The 22,128-nt window shown below is 63.5% G+C and carries 20 protein-coding genes; 6 read left to right on the top strand and 14 right to left on the bottom strand.

What is annotated here, in order from left to right; all coding sequences use genetic code 11:
• Window positions 1-5: 5 nt before the first annotated feature.
• From AC0MRV_RS07260 to AC0MRV_RS07250, 3 genes are read right to left on the bottom strand one after another with little or no spacing between them, the layout of a single operon-like run.
• On the bottom strand, window positions 6-350 hold the full coding sequence (locus tag AC0MRV_RS07260; protein WP_472763778.1) for a c-type cytochrome: 345 nt from the start codon (window positions 348-350) through the stop codon (window positions 6-8).
• 47 nt (window positions 351-397) lie between these two features.
• On the bottom strand, window positions 398-2,440 hold the full coding sequence (locus AC0MRV_RS07255; protein ID WP_472763777.1) for a TonB-dependent receptor: 2,043 nt from the start codon (window positions 2,438-2,440) through the stop codon (window positions 398-400).
• A gap of 44 nt (window positions 2,441-2,484) precedes the next feature.
• On the bottom strand, window positions 2,485-3,264 hold the full coding sequence (locus AC0MRV_RS07250) for a cytochrome c3 family protein (RefSeq protein ID WP_472763776.1): 780 nt from the start codon (window positions 3,262-3,264) through the stop codon (window positions 2,485-2,487).
• A 385-nt stretch (window positions 3,265-3,649) separates the two neighbouring features.
• On the opposite strand from AC0MRV_RS07250, the gene AC0MRV_RS07245 reads away from it, so the two are divergent.
• The 3 genes from AC0MRV_RS07245 (at window position 3,650) to AC0MRV_RS07235 (ending at window position 6,195) form a co-directional block, all read left to right on the top strand.
• Window positions 3,650-4,753, top strand: coding sequence for a hemolysin family protein (locus AC0MRV_RS07245; RefSeq protein WP_472763775.1), 1,104 nt, complete (start codon window positions 3,650-3,652; stop codon window positions 4,751-4,753).
• A gap of 24 nt (window positions 4,754-4,777) precedes the next feature.
• Window positions 4,778-5,608, top strand: a complete 831-nt coding sequence (gene lgt / locus AC0MRV_RS07240; RefSeq protein ID WP_472763774.1) for a prolipoprotein diacylglyceryl transferase — start codon at window positions 4,778-4,780, stop codon at window positions 5,606-5,608.
• A 74-nt stretch (window positions 5,609-5,682) separates the two neighbouring features.
• On the top strand, window positions 5,683-6,195 hold the full coding sequence (locus AC0MRV_RS07235; protein WP_472763773.1) for a S24/S26 family peptidase: 513 nt from the start codon (window positions 5,683-5,685) through the stop codon (window positions 6,193-6,195).
• On the opposite strand, the gene pcp is transcribed toward AC0MRV_RS07235, so the two are convergent.
• The 3 genes from pcp to pxpB are packed head-to-tail and all read right to left on the bottom strand — an operon-like array spanning window position 6,161 to window position 9,188.
• Window positions 6,161-6,781 carry a pyroglutamyl-peptidase I gene (gene pcp / locus AC0MRV_RS07230; RefSeq protein ID WP_472763772.1) on the bottom strand — a complete coding sequence of 207 codons (621 nt, stop codon included), beginning with the start codon at window positions 6,779-6,781 and terminating at the stop codon, window positions 6,161-6,163. The genes AC0MRV_RS07235 and pcp overlap by 35 nt on opposite strands.
• Window positions 6,778-7,524 (bottom strand): LamB/YcsF family protein, encoded by a 747-nt coding sequence (locus AC0MRV_RS07225; RefSeq protein ID WP_472763771.1) that lies wholly within the window; start codon window positions 7,522-7,524, stop codon window positions 6,778-6,780. The genes pcp and AC0MRV_RS07225 overlap by 4 nt, the downstream gene beginning before the upstream one ends.
• Window positions 7,521-9,188 (bottom strand): 5-oxoprolinase subunit PxpB, encoded by a 1,668-nt coding sequence (pxpB, locus tag AC0MRV_RS07220; RefSeq protein ID WP_472763770.1) that lies wholly within the window; start codon window positions 9,186-9,188, stop codon window positions 7,521-7,523. Before pxpB ends, AC0MRV_RS07225 begins: the two co-directional genes overlap by 4 nt.
• A gap of 121 nt (window positions 9,189-9,309) precedes the next feature.
• Between pxpB and AC0MRV_RS07215 the strand changes: the two genes are divergently transcribed.
• Genes AC0MRV_RS07215 through AC0MRV_RS07205 form a run of 3 tightly spaced genes read left to right on the top strand, consistent with a single transcriptional unit; the run spans window position 9,310 to window position 12,932 of the window.
• Window positions 9,310-9,888, top strand: a complete 579-nt coding sequence (locus tag AC0MRV_RS07215; protein WP_472763769.1) for a hypothetical protein — start codon at window positions 9,310-9,312, stop codon at window positions 9,886-9,888.
• A gap of 2 nt (window positions 9,889-9,890) precedes the next feature.
• The gene (locus AC0MRV_RS07210; protein ID WP_472763768.1) at window positions 9,891-11,060 is read left to right on the top strand and encodes a cytochrome c biogenesis ResB family protein; all 1,170 of its coding nucleotides are present in this window, start codon (window positions 9,891-9,893) and stop codon (window positions 11,058-11,060) included.
• A 21-nt stretch (window positions 11,061-11,081) separates the two neighbouring features.
• Complete coding sequence (locus AC0MRV_RS07205) at window positions 11,082-12,932, top strand: cytochrome c biogenesis protein (protein WP_472763767.1); 1,851 nt, start codon at window positions 11,082-11,084, stop codon at window positions 12,930-12,932.
• 110 nt (window positions 12,933-13,042) lie between these two features.
• Here the strand turns inward: AC0MRV_RS07205 and AC0MRV_RS07200 are convergent, their stop codons facing one another.
• The 8 genes from AC0MRV_RS07200 to AC0MRV_RS07165 form a co-directional block, all read right to left on the bottom strand.
• A complete protein-coding gene (locus AC0MRV_RS07200) occupies window positions 13,043-13,798 on the bottom strand; it encodes a cysteine hydrolase family protein (RefSeq protein WP_472763766.1) in 756 nt (251 codons plus the stop codon).
• 6 nt (window positions 13,799-13,804) lie between these two features.
• The gene (locus AC0MRV_RS07195; RefSeq protein WP_472763765.1) at window positions 13,805-15,091 is read right to left on the bottom strand and encodes an allantoate amidohydrolase; all 1,287 of its coding nucleotides are present in this window, start codon (window positions 15,089-15,091) and stop codon (window positions 13,805-13,807) included.
• A 130-nt stretch (window positions 15,092-15,221) separates the two neighbouring features.
• A complete protein-coding gene (gene asnB, locus AC0MRV_RS07190) occupies window positions 15,222-17,180 on the bottom strand; it encodes an asparagine synthase (glutamine-hydrolyzing) (RefSeq protein WP_472763764.1) in 1,959 nt (652 codons plus the stop codon).
• Entirely contained in the window at window positions 17,180-18,289 is a 1,110-nt protein-coding gene (locus AC0MRV_RS07185) for an aspartate/ornithine carbamoyltransferase family protein (RefSeq protein ID WP_472763763.1), read from the bottom strand. Before AC0MRV_RS07185 ends, asnB begins: the two co-directional genes overlap by 1 nt.
• A 173-nt stretch (window positions 18,290-18,462) precedes the next feature.
• Window positions 18,463-19,881 carry a sodium:solute symporter family transporter gene (locus AC0MRV_RS07180; RefSeq protein WP_472763762.1) on the bottom strand — a complete coding sequence of 473 codons (1,419 nt, stop codon included), beginning with the start codon at window positions 19,879-19,881 and terminating at the stop codon, window positions 18,463-18,465.
• Between the two features lie 8 nt (window positions 19,882-19,889).
• Window positions 19,890-20,396 (bottom strand): hypothetical protein, encoded by a 507-nt coding sequence (locus tag AC0MRV_RS07175; RefSeq protein WP_472763761.1) that lies wholly within the window; start codon window positions 20,394-20,396, stop codon window positions 19,890-19,892.
• Between the two features lie 264 nt (window positions 20,397-20,660).
• Complete coding sequence (locus AC0MRV_RS07170) at window positions 20,661-21,284, bottom strand: LysE family transporter (RefSeq protein ID WP_472763760.1); 624 nt, start codon at window positions 21,282-21,284, stop codon at window positions 20,661-20,663.
• Window positions 21,281-22,114, bottom strand: coding sequence for a GNAT family N-acetyltransferase (locus tag AC0MRV_RS07165; RefSeq protein WP_472763759.1), 834 nt, complete (start codon window positions 22,112-22,114; stop codon window positions 21,281-21,283). The genes AC0MRV_RS07170 and AC0MRV_RS07165 overlap by 4 nt, the downstream gene beginning before the upstream one ends.
• Window positions 22,115-22,128 lie beyond the last annotated feature (14 nt).

The following is a 22,128-nucleotide window of genomic DNA, read 5'->3' as shown; positions in this document are numbered from 1 at the left end:
GGCCCTTACTGTGGACTGGCCAGGCTTCGCACGTAGGGGATGAGGGCTTCCATTTCCTCGGGCGAAAGTTTCTCGGTGTAGGATGGCATCTCCTGTTTGCCTTTGTCGTTGGTGATGCCCTCGACCATGACCTTCATGATCTCTTCATCGGAGAACAGGGCCTGCACGGCCGGATCCCGATAGTCCTTTAATTTGAGTTTCTTGCCGGGCTTGGTGTTGGCGGAGCCATCCTTGGCATGGCAACGGGCGCATTGTTTTTCCCAATTGGTCTGCGGGTCGTTGGTCTGAGCGCGAGCCACCGCACCGGCGGTGCAAAGGACGGCGACCAGGATCAAGGTTCGAGTTTTCATAGTGATGGAACGGTTCGGCTGGGGTTCGGGCTGACGGGTAAGGGCAATCAGAACATATACTGCACCTTGGCGTAGAAGGTGTGCGCCTCGTAATCGTTGAAGTCGCCGACGAGGTCGTCGTCGTTCTTCGCATAACTGTAGCGGAAGTGGTAAACCAGTTTTTCCGACGCGCGGTAGACCCAGGTGGCGGCGGCGTAGGTGTTCTTGAATCCGGAGAGGTAGGGCACGCTGAGGGCGGAGCTGTCCACGTAGTTGTCGGCTTCGGTGTATCCGAGATCGAAGAGCAGGTCTGACTCCTCGTTGACCGCGTAGCCGGCCGTGAGGGCGCCGCTCAGGTAGTCGTTGTTACCATTGAGCACCCGAGCAGTGGCGGGGGTCACGAGGTCGTCGTTGACGGCATTGACGGTGGCCACGATGTAGAGCCGCGTCGTCGGCAACCAGGTGACGCTCTGGCTGAGAACGCGCGACTTGGTGGTGGAGCTCTCGGCCTTGAGGAAGCCGGCCTCGGTGGTGACCACGGAGTTGTCCTGCAAGTCAAAGCGGGTGACGAAGGTGAGGTTGCTCGCAGGCCGCCAGGTCATGCGGATGTTGAAGTCGGTGGTCTCAAAATCCTGCCCGATGATGTAGGCCGGGTAACGGTCGCCGCCCGTGGCTCCGGGCGTGCTGTCACGGAGGTTGGTGAAATCGTTTACGCGGAGACGATAGTAAGCCTGGGTGGCGAAGGTGAGCCCCGGCTGCACATACCAATTGGCGGTGTAGGTGTATTTGTGGGTCGTGCGGTCGAGCTCGGTGTCGCGGTCGATGTCGATGGAGCCCGTGTGCTCATCGATGAGTTCCTCCATGAGCGTGCCGTTGCCACTGAGCCACTCGCCGCGAAGGTTGTGCGTCCAGTTGGGGATACCGGTGTAACGAACTTCGAGGCGGCCGGAGACCTCCTGCCAGTCCTTGTTGGACTCACCCATGAAGTGCTCCTCGGCCATCGGGTAGGCCGGTCCCCGCCCCACTTGCGTTTCGACGAACTCCGAGACGTTGTCCACGCGCAGGTCCTCGAACCGGATCGTGGGGCGGATCGACCAATTCTTGCTGGGCGTGTAAACGAAGTTGAGGTTGGCGACAGTCTGCTTGAGCTGATTCTCCCCGGTGAGATCGTAGTAGCCTTCGTCGCGCTGCTGACGTGTCGGGTAGGACACATCGTAAACCGGATCATAGCCGGCCGAACCGAAGATGCGCGTGCCATCGAGTTGCGTGTCCAAGCGGGTGTGAATCGCCCCCACCGACATGCGCCACTGCTCGCTGAGATTACGGCTCACGTAACCGTGCGCGGCGAACAGGTCGCTGGTGGTTTGATCGTTGGTGGTGAGGTAGCGGTCGGCCGATTCAAAGGGACGCCGGCGGGTGTTCTTTTGGTTGTCCGAGGCGTTTTCCTGGTAACGCACGCCGGCCTGCCACGAGCCATTGGCCGACTCGTCGGAAACATCGACCGTGAACCGATCGGTCCGTTCTTCGAGCACATAGAACGTCGGCACGATGTAACGTGAACCGGCGGAGGACAAACTGCTGTCGCCCCAGTGCGTTGAACCCTTCGTGCCATCGCGGGTGTCACGTTGGTAGCGAATGACCCAGTCCGGATGATCCTCGGGCAGGAAGCCGAGCTCGATCCAGTAACTGCGCCGATCGATCTGCGCAATGTCCGGAATCACCGGCAGCCACAGGCCATCGGTCGGGATGTAACCACCGTCCGCGTCGTAGAAGGTGCGAAACGCCTTGAAACCGGCATCAACGTAGACGCCGGAATACGACTCCCAGTCGACGGTCAGACCGTAGTCCCCGGTGCCAACGAGCGCGCGGGCGTCGATCTGCAAGGACGAGTTATCGCCATCCTGGGTCAGGGTGAGTTGCTCGAGTCCGCCGAAGCCGTCCTTCTTTTGCTGAGACCATGATTGATAGGCGGCGCGATTGCCATCGAGCAGCGTGCCGCCGCCGCCAACGGCCAGCGTGCCGCTGACATCGACTTGGGCGGTAAGGGCGGGCGCTAAGGAGGCGGCCGCGATGGTCGCCAGCAGATTCCGAATGCGTCGTGAAGAGGACATGGCAGGCGGTGTTTTGGAAGGCTATGGGCAAGGGGTGGGTCGAATCAGAAGCGAAGTGAGGAGTTCACATGGGAGCCGTGGATGGCTTCGTGGCAGCCGGCCGTCCAGCAGGTGCCGCGGGTCACGAAACTGTTGTGATTGCGGCCACCGATGAGCAGGTCACCGGCGACGGTCTGCTCTTGGAAGTGGCACTGCAGACACAACGTCTGGTTGCGGGCCTTGAGCATCTTGTCGTTCACGGAACCGTGCGGTGAGTGGCAGACCACGCAGCCCTCGCGACCGGCCTCGTGTTCAAAGACGAACGGCCCCTGCTGCGCCGAGTGGCACTGGAAACAGGTGTCGTTGGCAGAGGCCAACTGCATACCGCCGCCGAGCGTGGCGTCACCCTTGTGCGAATCATGGCAATCGGTGCAGGCGAGCTTGCCCTCGCCGAGCGGGTGCGCGTGCGGCAGCGCGAACTCACCCCGCTTGTCGGTGTGGCACTGGAAGCAGGTGTCGGGATTGCCGCGCGGATTGAGGATGGTGCCGAGCGTGCCACCGGCCTCGACGTGCAGGCTGCCGGGACCATGGCACGACTCGCAACCGATCTCGGTCGGCGAGGCGCCATCAGCGATCAAGCGAGCGTGCGTGGCATCGTGGAAGGAGGAGGTGATCTTCTCGTGACACTCCACGCAGCTCTCGGAGCCGGCGAAGGTGGCACCCGGAATCGTGGGCGGCAGCAACATCGTGCGCTGCACCATCACGCATCCCAAAAAGATCAACGACCAGAGACCTACTCCGAGGAAGAGGTAGCGTTGAGACCACCGAAATCGTCCGACATTCATGGCAAGGACAGGCTGGAAGTTGTAGGGCAAGAGGGTCGGGTCCGAAGACCCTTCCCGGGTTGCGGCGATCCTACCGCAAATTGTGCGGTGGCGCTGCGCACGGGTTGGTCGTTCCTGCGCAACCGTTGCGGCGTCATGGAATAGGCAATACACCCCACCATAACTCACCAACCGAGCGTGGTTTACCTATTCGCCAACTTGCTAAGATCCTTTCCCTCAGTTCGATCCAAAACCGGGATTCCATCGCCTGATCAGTGGACCTGTGCAAACGGGCCTAGCGGGCGCGAGCCAACCGGTGGCGTTTCAGCTCACGCGAACGCCAAAAACCGCGCCATCCGTTTTTCATCGTCATCCCCCACCCGCTCACCGCTAATCACCGGAACTCATGTTCCTGTTCGCCCTCGCGATCATTCTTACTCTCGGCATCTCCTTCGTCTGTTCCCTGATGGAGGCGTTGATTCTCAGCACCACCGTCAGCGAGGTGGAATCCTTGAAAAAGGCCCGCCCTCGCCGCGGCGCGATCCTCGAGCAGCTCAAGAACGGACTCGACGAAACCATCTCGACGATCCTCACCCTCAACACCATCGCGAACACCCTCGGCTCGATCATCATCGGCGGCCTCGCGATCAAACTCTACGGGGAGGCCTGGCTGGGCGTGGTGTCGGGGCTGATGACGCTCGGTATCCTGTTCATCTCCGAAGTCATCCCCAAGAACCTCGGCGTCGTCTACCGCAAGCAACTGCAGCCGCACGTCGTTTATCCGCTCCTCTGGATGCGCAACGCGCTGCGCCCCATCACCTATTTCTGCAACCTGCTCGTCCGCTGGGTCATTCCCAACCCGCCCGAAAAGACGGATTCCGAAGAGGAGATCATCCTTCTCGCCGAACGCGGCGCGCAGGAGGGCTCCCTGACCAAGAGCGAGTCCAGCATCATCGCCAACGCGCTCTCCCTCGACGAGGTTCGGGTGGTGGAAATCATGACGCCACGCACCGTCGTCACCGCGCTCAAACGCACCGACACCGTGGGCGAGGTCTTCGACGCCTACCCCAACATCCCCTTTGCCCGCATCCCTGTGTATCAGGAAAGTCTCGACGACATCGTCGGCCTGGTGCGCCGTCGGGATCTCCTCAAAGCCGTGGCCAGCGATCTGGAAAACGACCTGATCGCGGCGCACATGCACGAGATCCATTTCATCCCCGAAACCGCTACCGCCAGCCAAGCCTTGCAGGAGTTCTTAAAGACCCACCAGCAGCTTCTCGTCGTGGTCGATGAGTTCGGCTCGACCGCCGGCGTGCTCACGATGGAGGACGTGATGGAACATCTCATCGGCAAGGAGATCTTCGAAAAGGACGACATGGCGGTCGACATGCGCGAACTCGCGCGCAGCCGCCTGCTCAAGCAACCCCGCCAAAAGCGTCCGGCGACCTCTTCCGACAAACCGCCCGCCGACGGCGACAGCAACATCGCGCCCTTCCCTCCCGCCGACTAGAACGGCCGCCGCGTTTCTCGACTCATGGAGCCCGTCAACGAGCCCTCGCACTGGGTGCACGATCTGGATCCGTTCCTGATCCAGTTTTCCGAAAACTTCGGCATCCGTTACTACGGCCTCGGTTACCTGCTCGGCTTCGCGATCGGGGGCTGGATCCTTTACCGCGCCGCCGTGCGCGGCCGTTTGCCGATGCCGCCCGCCGCCGTGTCGGATCTGCTCACCGCCCTCATCGTGGGCGTCATGCTCGGCGGGCGGCTCGGTTATTTTGTGCTCTATGAACCGGCCACGATCTTCCGCGCGCCGCTGGACCTGCTCAAAGTCTGGCAGGGAGGCATGGCCTCGCACGGCGGATTCGTCGGCGTGGCCTTCGCCATGCTTTGGTTTGCCCGCAGGCACCGGATTCCGTTTGCCAAACTGGCCGATGCCGTGGTCACCGCGACCCCGCCGGGCCTGTTCCTCGTGCGCGTCGCCAACTTCATCAAAGGTGAACTCTGGGGCAAGGTCACCGACGTGCCTTGGGCTGTCATCTTCCCGCAAAGCGATCCCAAACTCAAAGTCATCATGGTGCCGCCACGGCACCCTTCCCAGCTCTACGAGGCCGCATTGGAAGGGCTCGCCCTGCTCGCCTTCACGGCTTGGCGCTACTGGCGCACCGACGCGCCCGAACGCTCCCCGGGGCGGCTCACCGGCGAATTCCTCATCGGCTACGCGATCGCGCGCAGCGTCAGCGAGATCTTTCGCGAGCCGGATGCCGACCTCATTTTCGGCCTCTCTCGCGGCACCTTCTACTCGATTTTTATGGTCGTGGTCGGAGCGATCATGATCGCCCGCGCCAAACGAACCGCGGCCACCTGACCGTTTGGACTGGGCAATCAACCCTAGTGAATTGGGTTGGGCACTCAGCATGCTTTTTGCATGCTACTCTTTCCGTGGCACGTGTCCTTCGGCTAACGGCAATCACTCTCGCCCTGCTCACGATCAGCAGTGCCAGCTTCGCCGCCGAACGATCCGCCAAACCGGTGAAATGGGTGCGCGGCATCTACGTCGCGGAAACGCCCGCTTCGCAAGGTGTTCCGAGTTCCCTGTTGTGGGCCCAGGCCGAAGCCCGCGCCGCCGCGTTCAACGGCATCACCCTGCGCGGTCAGGGACAGTCAATGCTCCCGCTCTACCAACCCGGCACCGTGCTGGTGGTTGCTCCCGTGAAATTCGATGAGCTGCGCCGTGGCCAGACCGTGATCTACACCAATTCCGAACAACGTTCGGTGGCGCACGTGCTCGTGGCCAAATGCAAAACCGGTTGGCGCGTGGCCGGCTTGAACAATCGCATGCACGACGGTGAAGGCGTGACGGCCGAGAACCTTTTCGGCGTCGTCGTCGAAGCCTACCACGCCGATCCCCACGCCAAGGTCACCGCTGTCGCTGGCCTCGCCCCGAGGTCTTAGTCGCCACCGCCGCGGCCAACGCGATCTCGACCGCCGCGGCCATCCGGGCCGCACTCAGGCCACGCCGCGCTCGCGGCACATGCACGAAGCCGCCGCGCACGCCGCGACGCTGCCGCAGCACATGCATGAGCCCATAAAAAAGTTGGTTGCAGACGTAGGTCCCTGCCGTGGATGAAAGTTCAACCGGCACCTCGGCACCACGCAGCGCCGCCTCCATCACCCGCAGGGGCAGGCTCGACCAATACGCCGTCGGACCGCCCCGCTCCACCGCCAGGTCCCGCGGCTGCACCCCCGCGTTGTCCGGGATCGACGCATCCGCGACGTTGATCGCCACCCGCTCCAGCGAGATCGCCCGCCGATTACCCGCCACACCGAGACAAACCACGAGGTGCGGACGATGCTCCTCCAGCAAAGCTTCCAAGCGTCGCCGCGATTCACCGAAAACGACGGGCAAGGTCTCGCCCACCACCGGGTGTCCCGCGATCGTGCGACCCACCAGCCGATCGACGATGGCCGCCGAGGGATTGGTTTTCTCGGGCCCAAAGGGCTCGAAACCGGTCAACAAAATCGGGCGGCGGCGGGTCATGTTCCGCCCCCGGCAAAGGCCCTCACCGTCACCCCGCTTTGCTCCAGTGACTCGCGCAGCCGCCGCGCAAACGCCACCGCGTGCGGACCATCGCCGTGCACGCAGACCGAGTCCGCCACGACCTTCACCCACTTCCCTTCCCGGCTGAGCACCTGCCCCTCGGCCACCATCGTCCAGATCCGCCGCTCGACCTCGGCTTCGTCCTCAATCAAGGCTCCGGGTTCGCCGCGGGGCAGGAGCTGCCCGTCCTCGTCGTAACCGCGGTCGGCAAACACCTCGCTCACCACGCGCAGACCGGCCTCCCGCCCCGCGGCCAGCAAGGCGCTGCCCGCCAGGCCCAGCAGCGCGAGCCGCGCGTCGTGCGCGCACACCGCCCGCACGATCGCCGCCGCCACCGGCGCTTCGCGCGCCGCGAGGTTGTAGAGCGCGCCGTGCGGCTTCACGTAATGGAAATCTCCATACACGGCCAAGGCCGCCAACTGCCGCGCGACCAGCGCCTCGATTTCGCCCGGCGACAGACCCAACTCGCGCCGCCCAAAATGTTCGCGATCGGCAAAACCCGGATGCGCCCCCGCCACCACGCCGAGCCGCCGCGCGAGCGCCATCGTCTCGGCCATGATCGCATCGTCGCCGGCATGCGCGCCGCAGGCCACGTTGGCCGAGCTCACCCACGGCAACAGATCCGCTTCGATGCCAACGCCCTCGCCCACGTCGCAATTGAGATCAATCGTCAGCACCGTCATTTTCGCACAAAACGACCGCCCACCGCCGTCGCGAAGAGGTTGATGTCATGTTCTTCGGCCAAGCGCAGCGCCTCCGCCTCGGCCAGGGTCGTCTCGATGAATCGCACCCGGCCGCCCGGCGGCACCTGCGCCAGCACCGGCAGATCGACGGAGATCACCGTCGCCATGCGCGCGTAACCACCCAGCGACTGGCGATCGGCCAGCAGCACGATCGGCTGTCCATCGGCCGGCACCTGCATGGTGCCCGCCACCACGGGCGCGGAGACCTGCTCCATCGGCTCACGCGGCTCGAGCACCGCCCCCTGCAACCGCATGCCCATGCGATCGGAACTGCTTTGCACGCGATAAGGCTCGCCCAGCAGACGGTTCCACGCCGCCAGCGGAAAACGCTCACCTTCGGGTCCACGCAGCACGCGCACTTCCGGCAGATCGTCGGTCACCGGCTGCGCCAAGGACGGTGAAACCAACCAACCCGACTGCACGTCACGCACGTCCGAAGGGCCCAGCGGCAGGCGATCCCCCGCCAACAGCGCCCGCCCCCCCCAACCGCCAAACCCGGCGCGCAAATGGGTCGCGCGCGAACCGAGCACCGCCGGCACATCGAGCCCGCCCGAAATCGCCAGCACCCCGCGAAAGCCCACCGGCACTTTCGCCAGGTTCACCTCCTGGCCCGCCTCCACCACAAACGGCCGACCAAACGGCACGCCCGCCACAATCGCCCCCATCACGACACAAACTCGACGATCGCCAAAACGCAGCCGCGGCCCTTGCAAGGAGAACTCCAGCGCCGCCGCTCCGGCCGCGTTGCCCACCATCAAATTCGCCAGCCGCAAGGCCCGGCGATCGACCGCCCCGCCTTCGGTTACCCCCACCGCCTGATACCCAACCCGCCCCAAGTCCTGCACGGATGTCATGAGTCCCGGATGCAACACCTCCAATGCGGCCGCCCCCGCCGCCGCGGTTGGTTCGGTGCCGGCACTTGCCCCCCCCTCAAGCCGCGCAAACTCGGCCTCGTCGATGGATCGAAAACGCACGCGATCACCCGCACGCAACCGCGAGGGTTCCGCCGCCTCCACGTCGAACAATCGTTCCGGGGTGCGGCCGATGATCTGCCAACCACCCGGCGAGGCCTGCGGATAGATCCCGGTCTGAGCACCGCCGATGCCGACGCTGCCGGCCGCGACCTTGCGGCGTGGAGTTGCCCGTCGCGGGCAGGCCAAGGCCGGGTCCAAACCCGCTAAGTAAGGAAAGCCCGGGGCGAAACCCACCGCCTGCACCAGGTAATCGCCGGCCGTGTGCCGCCGCACCACCTCCTCCGCCGAAAGCCCCGTGTGCTGCGCGACCTCCGGCAAATCGCTCCCCAGTTTGCCGCCGTAGCAAACGGGCAACTCGACCGTCCGACCAGCGGGTTCTGGAATCGGAGTGCCCGGAGAAAAGCCGATTTCCAAGCACTCGCGCACCCGTTTCGCGACCTCCGCCCAATGTGCGTCGGGCGCGAAGTGCACCGCCACGGTGGTCAAACCCGGCACGATGTCGCGGACGCCGGCAATCTCCGCCCTCCGCAGCTGCGAAACCGCGTGGTGGACGCGGGCAAAGGCATCGGGCTGCGGACGGGGCGTCACCTCCACCAACACCGCCGTGTCGCCCAAGACCTTGATCATCATGCTCCGATTTATCCTCCGCGTCCCCAAGCGACACAAGTCTGAGTAATCGGTGACCACCGGTCGGCTTCTACTTCGCCGGAATTGGTTGAAGTTCCGCTTCTATGGCGAAATAGGTGCCTCTATGTCTCCCCGCCTTGCCTTGCTGCCAGCGCTCGCCGCGCTCGCCCTGATGGGTTGTTCCCGCGACGAAATCCAAACCTACCGGGTGCCCAAGGAAGATCCGACGGCCACGCTGCCGGCCGCAATGAACGCCAACCCCGCGCCGGGCACGGCATCGGCGCTGGCGTGGCAGGCGCCCGCGCATTGGCAGGAGCAAACGGCCGGCGGTTTCCGCCGCGGCAGCTTCAGTATCCCGGGGGACGGCGACGCCGCGGCCGATCTTTCGATCATCGCTTTTCCCGGTGACGCCGGCGGTCTCGCCGCCAACCTCAACCGCTGGCGCGGCCAGATCGGCCTCGCCGCGCTCTCCGCCGCCGACGTCCAAGCCAGTGTTGAACATGTGGATACGCCGACGTTTCACGTCGACCTGGTTGACTACCTCGGCGAAGCCGACGGCACGCCCACCCGTATCCTCGGAGCCATTCTGGAACACGGCGGCGAGTCGTGGTTCTTCAAACTCATGGGGCCCGATGCCATCGTCGCAGGTGAGACCGAGGCTTTCCGCAACTTTATCCAAACCGTGGCTCCGGCCGCCCCCTGATCATGTCCGAGGTTAAGAAAGCCTTCATTCAGTTCTTCACGTCGCTGCGGCTCACCGTGGTGCTGCTGGTGCTGTCCATGGTGCTCGTCTTCGTCGCCACGCTCGCCCAGGTGCAGCTCGGCATCGTGGGCGTGCAGGAACGATTTTTCCGCACTCTGTTCGTGCTCTCCTTCTTCGGCGAAAACCGCATCCCCGTGCCGGTTTTCCCCGGCGGTTATCTGATTGGCGGATTCCTGATGGTGAACCTCATCGCGGGCTTCATCTACCGGTTCAAGTATTCGGCCAAGAAGATCGGCATCCACCTCACGCACATCGGCCTCATCGTCCTGCTTCTGGGTGAACTCATCACCGGCATCCTGCAGGAGGATTTCGCGCTCACCCTGAATGAGGGTGAAACCAAGGGCTACTCCGAAGCCTTCCGCGATCACGAACTCGTGGTCATCGATGCCAGTGACCCCGACTTCGACGAGGTCGTGGCCATTCCGGAATCAATCATCGCCGAAGGCGACCCGATCCAGCACGGCAAACTCCCGTTCCGCGTCCTCATTCACGGTTATTACCCGAATGCCAACCTGGTGATGCGCACGCAAATGGACGCCAACCCTGGGGCCCAGTTCGCTCCCAATCCCGCCACCGTCGGTCTCGGCACACGGGTCGCGATCATGCCCCAGCCGATCACCTACCGGGACGATGAGCGCAACCTGCCGACGGCCATTGTCGAGCTCGTGGGCACCGAAGGCTCCCTCGGCACCTGGGTGGTCTCGCCCATGCTCGTGGCCCCGCAGAGTTTTGACTACGATGGTCGCACCTACCGGCTCGGCATGCGTTTTACGCGCGAATACAAGCCCTTCACCGTCGAACTGCTCCAGTTGAAGCACGACGTCTACCCCGGGTCCAACATCCCCAAGAACTTCTCCTCGCGCGTGCGGGTGAAGGCCAACGACGGCAGCGAGGATCGCGAGTCCCTCATCTACATGAACCACCCGCTGCGCTACCAGGGTTACACTTTCTACCAATACCAGATGGACAGCGCCAACGGCATGAGCCGCCTGCAAGTTGTCCGCAACCCCGGCTACGCCCTGCCCTACATCGCCTGCGTGCTCATGACCCTCGGCCTGCTGATTCAGTTCGGCATCCACCTGAGCTCCTTCGTCAAACGCCGCACCGCCTAACCTCCGCCGGAAACCACCGCGATGAAACGTTTCATTCCCTTCCTTCTCACCATCCTCTTCGCCGCCTGGGTGATCGCTGGGTTGCGCACGCCGAAGCAGGAGTCCGCCTCCGACTTCGACCTCGATGGTTTCTCCCGCCTCCCGGTGCTGGCCAACGGCCGCATCAAGCCGATGGATACGATCGCCCGCACTCACCTGCTCAACTTCCAGGGCCGCCAGCGCGTCAAGGACACCGAGGGCGAGACCATCGCCCCCTCGCAGTGGTTGCTCGACGTGCTGTTCCGACCGGCCATCGCCGACGATTACCGCGTCTTCGAGATCGTGCACCCGGGCGTGCTCGACGTCACCAACCTCACCATCGAGGACGGCGACGGGAAGAAGCGCTTCTCCTTCAACCAACTCGCGCCGTCGCTCGCCGAGATCGACCGCCAGGCCAAGTTGGCCGACGAACTCGAATCGGCCCAACGTGACGCCTTCCAACGCGGGGTCGTGCAGCTCCGCAACCGCCTCGTTTCGTATCAACAGCTCAAGCACAGCCTCAATCCCGGGGACGGGCGCGATTTCCTGAGCCAACTCAAACAACTCGACGAAGAGCTCGTCACCGGGGTCGCCGCCATGCGCGCCCAGCTCAACAACCAGGAACACGACGCCGAACTCGCCACCCGCATGATGCGCACCGGCCAGGACTTTGTGATGATGGATGAGGTCGCCTCCATGCTCCCCATCCCACCGCTCGGTGAAGATACCTCCGACAGCCAGTGGCAGAAGACCGGCCGCGCGCTGCTCACCTCCTTCCAGTCCGGCGAGATTCATCCCTACGCCCTCACCTATGCGGGGCTGGGCCAAGCCTGGCAGGAGCAGAATCCCGAAACCTTCAACACCATCGTCCGGCTCTACCGCGAGAGCCTCGAAAGCCGGTTCGCCGAACAACTCAACAAAGCCGACCGCGAAAACACCTTCAACGGCGCCGAACCCTTCTATCGCGCCATGGTGCTCTTTGTCCTGGCCTTCCTGTTCGCCATCGCCTCCTGGCTCATCTGGCCGCAAACCCTGCGCGCCTCATCGGAAGGACTGCTCGCCCTTGCGTGGGTTATCACGACGATCGGCATCGCGACGCGCATGTGGCTGGAGGGACGCCCGCCGGTGACGAACCTCTACTCGTCCGCGCTGTTTGTTGGCTGGGGCGCGGTGATGCTTTGCATCATCCTCGAACGCCTCTTCCCCAAGGCCATCGCCGTGACCGCCGGCGGCTTGGTTGGCTTCGCCACCCTGCTCATCGCCCATCACCTGTCACTGTCCGGCGACACGCTTGAGATGATGCGCGCGGTGCTCGACTCCAACTTCTGGTTGGCGACCCACGTCATCATCATCACCATCGGCTACTCCGCCACTTACCTCGCCGGCGCACTGGCAATCATCTACATCATTCGCTCCAAGTTGCCGGGCGGGCTCGATAAACCCACGGGCGACGCGCTCAACCGCATGGTCTACGGCATCGTCTGTTTCGCCGCACTTTTCAGCCTCGTGGGCACCATCCTCGGCGGCATCTGGGCCGACCAAAGCTGGGGCCGCTTCTGGGGCTGGGATCCCAAGGAAAATGGCGCGCTGATCATTGTGCTCTGGAACGCCATCATCCTGCACTCCCGTTGGGGCGGACTCGCCCGCACCCGCGGCATCATGGCGCTGGCGGTCTTCGGCAACATCGTCACGAGCTGGAGCTGGTTCGGCACCAACATGCTCGGCGTCGGTCTGCACAGCTACGGCTTCATGGACGCCGCGTTCTGGGCGCTCATCGGTTTTGTGCTCAGCCAACTGATCATCATCGCGGTGGCCTACCTGCCCACGAAGACGGATCGGCTGGCCGCGGCCTAAGCGACCCTAAGCCGGCGCAAGCGCCTCGCCTAAAGCACCGTTGCGAACCCGCACCGTGGGCAGCCCGCTTGCAGGCGCTGCGTTGCCCCGCAGGCGGTCAGAGCCGCAAATCAGAGCGCCGTTACGTTGCCTTTGGCTTCATCGGCCGTGGCCTCGGCGTATTCTTCGATGTCACCGATACCTTCGGCCGTCGTGACGATGCGACAATAGCGGTTGCGCAGCGTCTTCAGCGAGGCCTCGTGCAACTCCGGTGTCACCGTGGTGCAACCGTCCTCAATCAAGGTGACCAGATAGCCCAGATCACACGCGTCGCGCACCGTCGTTTCCACACATTCGTTGGTGTAGACGCCGGTCACAAACAAGGCCTCGATGCCCATGTTCTTGAGCACGTAGTGCAGGTTGGTGGAGGAGAATACGCCGCTGGCCGTCTTGTTGATGATGATCTCGTCGCCGCGGGGGGCGACTTCCTCCAGAAAACAGGCGTCGGCCGATCCCGGCGCGGCGAGCAGCTTGAGGCGTTTGTGGCCTTTGGAGCGATCGCGGCCGTCGTGGGTCAGCGCTTGGATGCGCACATGGATGACCTCCAGACCATGGCGACGGAAACAATTCTGCAGCTGGTGCACATTGGGCAGCACCTTGGACTTCAGTTGGCCGAAGTAATAGTCCCGCCCTTCGCGCGAAACCGGCGAAGTCTCGTCGTCCTTGAAGAGGCCGTGACCCTCCGCGGCGTCGAGATACTGCATGTCGATACAGAGCAGCGCCGTGTGGCTATGCGCGATGTATTCGTAGTGCGCGGGATTCTGAACGATGTTCTTGCGGTAAATTTTCCGCAAGGGATCGGGCGAGTTCGGCGGCGGCGTTTCCATCGGGATTCAGGTTGCGGGAAGTTCGTCGTGCATCGCAAGGCGGTGGAGCGCGCCGAGCATGAGATTGGCACCCGCTTCGATGTCATCCCAAGCCGTCCACTCCGCCGGCGAGTGACTCATCCCGCCGCGACTGGGCACGAAGACCATCGCCATCGGCGCCACCCGCCCGACCATCTGGGCATCGTGCGCGGCACCGCTGAGCATGCGGCGATAGCGCAGATCAAGACGTTGGGCCTCCGCTTCGAGCACTTCGGTCAGCGCCGGCGCGCAGGGCACGGGTTGGATGTCGCCTTGCACGTTCACCTCGAACTGCAGGCCGCGGCGACGCGAGATCGCGGCGAGTGCTTTTTGAAAAGCCTGCGAAAGCGACTCCAGCGTCTCCGAGGAGGGGTCGCGAAAATCGAGGGAGAACACGACGGCGCCCGGCACAGAGTTGGGCGCGCCCGGTTGAATCTCCGCTTTGCCGATGGTGGCACGGCTGTGCTCGCCACCGTTTTCGTCGAGGATGCGCGGAATCTCGTGCGCAAAGTCCGCGAGCCCCATCAGCGCATCCTTGCGATAGTCCATCGGGGTGGTGCCGGCGTGGTTGGCCTCACCGGTGAGTTTCAGCGACCACGAACGCAGGCCGGTGATCTGTTCGACGATGCCCACCTGCTGCAGGCTTTGGTCGAGCACCGGACCTTGTTCAATGTGCAGTTCAAGATAGGCACCGATGTCGGCCGGATTGCGCCGGGCGTCGAGGGCCCGCTTCGGATCGAGTCCCTGCTCCAACATGGCGTCGCTGAGCAGGACGTTGTTGAGGTCCTTGGCGCGCAGCAGCTTTTCCGGCGTGAGTGCGCCGGTGAAAGCCTCGGATCCGAACATACCGCCGAAACGGCCTTCTTCGTCGCTGAACGCGATCAGTTCAACGGTGCGTTCCGGTTCGACGCCGGCCGCGCGCAGGGTGCGCAGGCACTCGAGTCCGATCACCACGCCGAGAGTGCCATCGAGCATGCCGGCACACGGCACGGTATCGATGTGCGAGCCGACATAGATGCGCGGTTTATCGGATTTTCCGGCAAGGACACCGGAGATATTGGCCGCGCCATCGGAGGCCGGGGTGAGATCGTTCTCCTCGATGCGATGCAAGAGCCAACGTTTGCCCTCCATATCCGCATCGGTGAACGCCATGCGGTAGATGCCCCGGTCGATTTCATTGTGTCCGATCGCGGCCAAGGCATGGATGTCGGATTTGATCCGATCGATATCAACAGCGAGCGGCGCGGAGGATGAGGCGGGTTGAGAGGAGGGCATGTTTTTTTTAACCACGAATAGACACGAAAGGCTTCGTCTACCGACTACGCACCGTCCTCACGAAAACTGAATACACCAAGCTCTTCAGGCGAAACGGGAGTGGAGCCATTCGTGGTTCAAAAAGTCTCGGTTAGGCCGCGATGAACTTGTGGTGGAGGATGTGCAGGGTGAGGAGGTGATTGAGGAGCGTATCCTTGCGCACCAGCGACGTCGGGTCGGTATCGGAGCGATAGGCGTTCAGGAAAGCGGCCACCCGCTCCGGCGAGCAGATGCCAGCGTCCTTCACCGTGTCGCGGTTCAGGAACGAAACGATGAGTTCCTCGACCTTGGCTTTCTTCGAATCGTCGGTGTGGGCCGGTGGTGCCATGAAGGCGAACTTCTCGCGCTTGTAGAGCACCTCGGGCAGGACGCCTTTCACCGCTTCCCGCAGCACGTATTTCTCGATGTTGCCCTTGATGCGGAGCGACGGCGGCACGTCCACCGCCGCGGCGGCCACGTGGTGGTCGAGAAAGGCCGGGCGTGATTCCATGGAGTTGGCCATGTCGACCCGGTCACCGCCCCAGTTGAGGATCTGACCCTCGAGCTGGCACTTCGACCACGTGTATTGCGCGATGTCGAGCGGGTGACGGCCGTCGAGCATGGACTTGTCGATGCGTCCGGCGATCTCGGCGATCGGATCATAGTCACGCAGTTCGTGCGCGACATCGTCGGCGAGCAGCGGACGGGCAAGATCGAGCGTGTCCATCCACGGCTGAATCCACGACGGCGTGAAGCCACACAACGTTTCCCACGCGTCGTGGTGACGCTGGTTTTCGGCGAGGATGGCACCTTTGAAGATGGCGTTGGTTTTCTCCAGCGCAGCCTGGTATTCGGCGCGCACTTCCGGCGGCTCGTGTGTGAGACCGTGCAGGAACATGTCGCGTTTGAGCGCGGGGTAGCCGGCGAACAGTTCGTCGGCGCCCTCCCCGGTGATCACGCAGCGATAGCCGGAGTCCCACACGCGCTTCGACATGAGGTTCTTCGCCACCCCGAGGGTGTTGTAGAAGGTGCGCTCGGCGTGCCACGCGGTCTTGATGTAGTTCTCGCCGTAGAGGTCCTCGGCCTTGAGGTGGATGAGCTCCTGATCGGCCCCCATCGACTGTGCCATCTCCCGGGCGATCGGCGCCTCGTCGTATTTGTCGTCGTCGAACGAGATGGTGTATGCCTTGACCGGTGACTGCATCGCGCCGGTGGCGAGACCAAGGATGCAGCAGGAGTCGATGCCGCCGGAAAGGTAACACCCCACCGGCACGTCGGCCTCCAGGCGCAGGACGATCGCACGAATGAGTTCTTCGCGCACGCGCTCGACATGTTCCTGCTCGTCAAACTTCTCCGGGCGATCGGCCTCCAGCGGAAAGTCGAAGTCCCAGTAGCGGTGCGTCGTGATGTCGAGACGGCCATCGCGTTTGCGCACCCGCAGGAAATGCCCCGGTGCCAACGAGGTCACGCCGGCGAAGGCACTCATACCCGGCGCGATCGTTTGCATCAGTTGATGCAACGCCGCCTTCGGATCGAGGCGGGCATCAACATCACGGTGAGCCAGGATCGCTTTGACCTCGGAGCCGTAGACGAGCGTCGAGCCATCCGGCGAGATCCAGGTGAAGAGCGGGCGCACGCCGAAGCGATCACGCACGAGGATGAGTTCGTCCTGCTGCTTGTCGTAGAGCGCAAAGGCGAACTCGCCGCGCAGTTGCTCGGTGAACTTGAGCCCCATCTTGCGATAGAGCCCGATGGCGATCTCGGAGTCCGACTTGGTGGTGAAACGATCCCCCTCGGCCATGAGCGTCGAGCGATGGCGTTTGAAGTCGTAGAACTCGCCGTTGATGGTGAGCACGCAGCTGCCGTCGCGGGCGTGGATCGGTTGCTTGCCACCCTCCAGGTCATTGATCGACAGGCGGGTGTGCCCTAGGGCCACCCCGCGCGCCGGGTCGATGAACTCTCCGGTGGCGTCGGGGCCACGATGGCGGATCGTCGCCAATTGCCTGGCGAGGATGTCCGGCGTGTCGGGCGGAAGGGTCTGGGCGGAGAAAAATCCAGCGATGCCACACATTACGATTCAGGGTCCTCGAGGTTCACGAAACTGGGCAGGGCCTTGAGGCGGCCGAGCACCGACATGAGCAGCGCCTGGCGCACGAACACCGCGCCGTGCGCCTGGGAGAAGTAGAGGTTGTGGGAGGTCTTGTCCAAAGAGGTATCCAATTCGTCGAGACGGGCGAGCGGGTGCAGGATCACCGCGCTCTCCTTGAGCGGACTCTCCGCGTTCAGCTTGAAGCGGCTGTCCATGTTCTTGTAGGAGTCGCCGAGGAAGGCGATGGAGTTCATGTAGATCACGTCGAGGGTCGGCAGGTGTTCGCGGACGTCATTGGTCACCTGATACGAGATGCCGGCATCCTTGAGCTTCTCGGTTACTTCCTCGCCGAAGGGATCGGCCATCTCGGAGATCACCGTGACCTTGCGAATGTGATCCTTGAAGAGCAGCGCCATGAGCAGGAAGGACTTCACCGCGCGCATGGAGCCGGGGGTGCCGAGGATGCCGAGGTTGAGTTTCGGCGTGCCGCGGCGGTAGGGTTCGGCCAGACGCGGGTTCCACTTGAGCAGGGCATACCAGTCGGCCAACGCCTGCGTCGGGTGCTCACCGCTGCCGTTGCCGGCGTTGATGAGCGGGATGCGCAGGTTTTCCAGAATCTCCTGCGGTGCCTCGGTCTTGGTGTGGCGCATGATGATCACGTCAGCGTAAGCGTTGAACATCTCGCCGATATCCTGCAGCGACTCGCCCTTCGCCTGGCCGGTGGTCGAACCGTCGGCGATGGAGATGATCTTGCCGTCGAGCCGCAGGATCGCGCTTTCAAAGCTGGTGCGGGTGCGGGTCGAGGCCTCAAAGAAGGCCGTCACCGCGATCTTGCCGTCCAGCGGGTGGAATGGCCACACCTCGATCTTCTCGAGGATGGCGGCCAGCTTGCAGATCTCGACCACGTGCTCGAATTTGAACTGGCCCGCTTCGAGCACACTCTGACCCTCCAATTCGCGGAGGATGGCGAGGCTTACGGGATTATCCCGGAACAAACCGGCGGGTTCGGGGCGAATGGCTTCGGAGTCGGCCGGTGGCTTGAGCACCGCGTGGCGACGCTTCGCGGAAAACGCGGGAGGTGGATCTTCCATGTCCATGGTCATGAGGAGGGAGTTGAAGGTGGAGGCTGACTCACCAGAGCTTGCCGTTCTTGAAGTCACGCAGGAGCAGCGCGATCAACGCCACCGCGCCGGCGGCGGTCCAAGTGAGGGCCAGCAGGACAAGTCCGTGAATGAAGGCTTGGGAAAACATGGCTAGACTGGGCTTAGGCGGAATGGTTCGCGACCGGTGCCGCGAACGGAGTCGGCGCAATCCAGCGCGCCGCCAGAGTGAAGAGCATGGAAACCGCCGCGCCCACGAGGGAGGCGGTGAACCAGCCGATGGTGAAGTAGGCGATCACGCCCAGCGTGCAGCCGAGCACAATGCCGGTCAGCACGAGCGGTCGATTGATACCCTGCCAGAACAGCCCGCCAATCACCGGCCAGATGAGGCTGGCGACGAGCGGACCGGAGATGAAGAGCGCCTCGATGATGGGCCAATGCGGCGCCGCCAGCAGCCAGGTCACGGCGCCGACGATGAGGATCACGGTGCCGGTGATGCGGCGAAAGCCCTGCTCCGGCAGCTCCTTCTTCAACAGGCCGCCGTGCACGTCCTTCAGCAACAGGTCCGAGGTCGCAGCCAGCAGCGAATCGATGGAGGACGCCATCGAGCAGAACAGCACCACCAGGATGATGATGCCGGCCAGCGCTCCCAGGCCCGCGTTTTGCATCACGGTGGTCGCAACCAGCGGGCCCGTCTGGTTGGCCTCGGCGATGTTGATCCCGAGCGGCCCCGCCGCGAGCGCGATGAACCCGGCGGCGATCGGAATGGGAAACCACAACAGGCCGGAGAGGAAGAACGCCTTCGGCGCAACCCCGGGCCGCATGGCAAAGGCCCGCGACCACCATACGTTGTTGTGAAACACTTCACCGAACCCGAAGAGCATGTTGTTGAACACCGCCAAAAGAGCCGCCGGCATCACGTGCAGGAGCAGCGCCGGCTGTCGCGTGCGCATGTGGTTGTAGGCTTGATCAAAATCGAGCTGCGACACCACCAGCCCACCGATGATCACGATGCCCACGAGGATGATGAGACTCTGGATAAAGTCCGTGCCGATGACCGCGTAGAGTCCACCAAACAGCGTGTAGAGCACACACACGACCAGGATGATCGTCATGCCGTGCAAATAGGGAATCCCGGCCAAGGCCTCGAGCAGATCGCCGCCGGCGATGGCCATGCTCACCAGCCACGACAACGAATAGAGCATGGTGATGAGCAGAAAAAGCGCCCACCCCGTCCGGCCGTAACGCAGGCGGAAAAAGTCACCCGCCGTGTGTCCCTCCGGCAACAGGCGACAGATCCGCATCGCCATCGGCGCAAAGAGCAGCAGCCCAAAGCTCGCGGTCGAATACGCCACCATACCCCACACCCCCAGCGTGAGGGCCATCACCGGCGCCAACATCGTCGTGTTCGAAGTCACCCATGTGGCCATGGCCGTGGCCGAGCCCAGCGAGAGTCCCACGTTCCGTCCCGCGAGGATAAAACCTTCCGAGGTCTGGGCCTTCTTGCCCCAGTAGAGACCGAGGATCACCCACAGGACGCCGAGTCCGAAAACGATCGACCAACCGATGGTCGGAGAAATCACCGTCGCCATCATGCCGCCCCTCCCGCCTCACCCCGGAGGTCATCGCGATGACGCAGAAACCCCGCCACAATCGCGCCGATGGTCAGCAGCACCACCACCGCGCCGAGTCCGAGCAGACCAAACAGACGGCCGCGGTCCATGAACCCGACCTCCACCACCAACGGTTCCGACCACGCACTCCCCTCGCCTGCCGTGTCCAAAGTGCGAATACGAAAGTAGTGCGTGCCTTCGGGCAGTCCGGTCACCACCGAACCCTCGTCGCGTCCCTGAAAACGCGTGAACGCATCAGCAAACTCGGGCGACGCGGCCTGCTGCAATTCCACCCGCGTCGTGATGGCGAGGGCCGGCCACGCCAGAGTCACGGTGCCATCCTCCGACGCCAACGGCGCGTTATCCGGCGCGCGCATGGTAAAGTCGGTGGGCGGCGGTGCGGCGGCGGCACGCACGCACAAGAAGCACGCGGCTGCGATCATGCAGCCGCGACGGGCACAGTGATAGAGACCTGAAGGCATCATGCGAATCAGTGGAAGGGTTTGGCGGGGGCGGGGACGGATGAACCACGCCGGTCAAAACCGGCGATCAACGCTCACGGGGCGCAAAGGCGAGAAACACAAAGCCTCAGCAAGAGGCACGGCGCGCACCCGATCCGTCGGGATGGACTGTCAAGGGGAGCGGCAAGGGTTTGGACCGATCCCGGTCACGTCAACCCTCTCAGACTCATTCGCCCATGAAATTATCTGATTCGGGATAATTTATCTCCCTGTCTCACATCACCTTGCCTAAGACCACACCAAGCTTAGGGCGAAGCCCAGGAAGACCAATCCGAGCGCCCGATCGACCCATACCGATCCGCGAAGATAAGCGGCGCGCACGCTCGTTTGCGTAAACAACAACGCGACCAAACTGAACCAAACGCCGGTCGCGATCGCCATCCACAGGCCATAAACCGCCTGCATCGCGACCGGAGTCTCCGGTGAAATACCGAGCGAAAACAAGGCGATGAAAAACAGGGTCGCCTTGGGATTAAGGAGATTGGTGAGAAACCCGCGCGACCATGCTCCACGGTCCGAATACGGCGTCACGGCGACGGATGCAGTCGCATCGGTCGCGTGGGGCTTCGCGCGCAACGCCTGCAGACCCAACCACGCCAGGTAGCCGGCGCCGGCGTATTTGAGGCCGGCGAACACCAAGGGTTGATGGCGCACCAAGGCCCCCACGCCAACGAGCGAATAGGTGACGTGCACCAATATCCCGCAGCCGACTCCAATCGCACTCAGCACGGCTGCGCGCCGACCGCGCGCGAGGCTTTGCCTCAGCACCAGGGCGAAGTCCGGTCCCGGACTCGCCACCGCCAGCGCATGGGCCAGGGCGACACTGCCAAACTCAAGCCACCAAGCGTTCATGGCACCTCGGCAAAGGTCAGGTTCAAGTAATCCCCCACCGGTCGGTAGCCCACTTTGGGATAGATGCTGTTGCTGACCGGGTTGCTGAGATCGGTGAAGAGGTAACAACGCCTGAACCCATCCGCGAGCAGGTGCCGGGTGGTGGCCCCCACCGCGGCGGTCGCGTAGCCACGGCGGCGGTGCGGCCGCGGCGTGTAAACCTGGGTGATGAACGCCGCTTCCTCGCTCGCCGCCCCGGCATAGACCATGGTCACCGCTTCGCCCGCGTCATCACACCACAGAAAATAACCTCGCGCCGATTGCGGTGCTTCCCGGCCGGGATTCGAAGGATCGGCCTCCAACTGAAACGCTTCGTTCCATGCGACCAACTTGGGCAGATCGGACGCTTCCGCCAAACGCCACGCCCCCTCGGTGCTCGGCCAATCGAGCGCGGCGTTCGTCTCATAAATCCTCAGTTTCATCGAAACTTGAGCCACAGAGGCGTGCCGTTGCGTCCACCCGTGCGCAAACGCACGCGCGTCCGCGGTGGGACCGATCACGCCCGGCAAGGCTTCATCGCGCAAGGCCTCCACCAATGCCTCGATCCCCGCCATGGGGGCCGACAACACCAAGTTGTAAGGCGGGGTGCGCACCGCGATTCCGACCAGGTCGCTTCCACAGTGCACCGACCAGAGTCGGCGCTCGCGGGTGGCGCGCCCGCCGAGCACATCTCCCAGAATCCGCAGCGGCAGGTTGTTGAGCGCTTCTGTCCGGCGCAAAAACGGCACCGCCAGCGCGGCGAAGACGACGGCATCCGCGTGTTCGCGGATTTGGAATTCCGGCGGCTGCATGACGACCGCGACCG

This window comes from Actomonas spartinae, assembly GCF_051209155.1.
Taxonomy (GTDB): Bacteria; Verrucomicrobiota; Verrucomicrobiia; order Opitutales; family Opitutaceae; genus Actomonas.
Note: the sequence above shows the minus strand (reverse complement) of the source record. Positions and strands in the feature narration are given on the sequence as shown.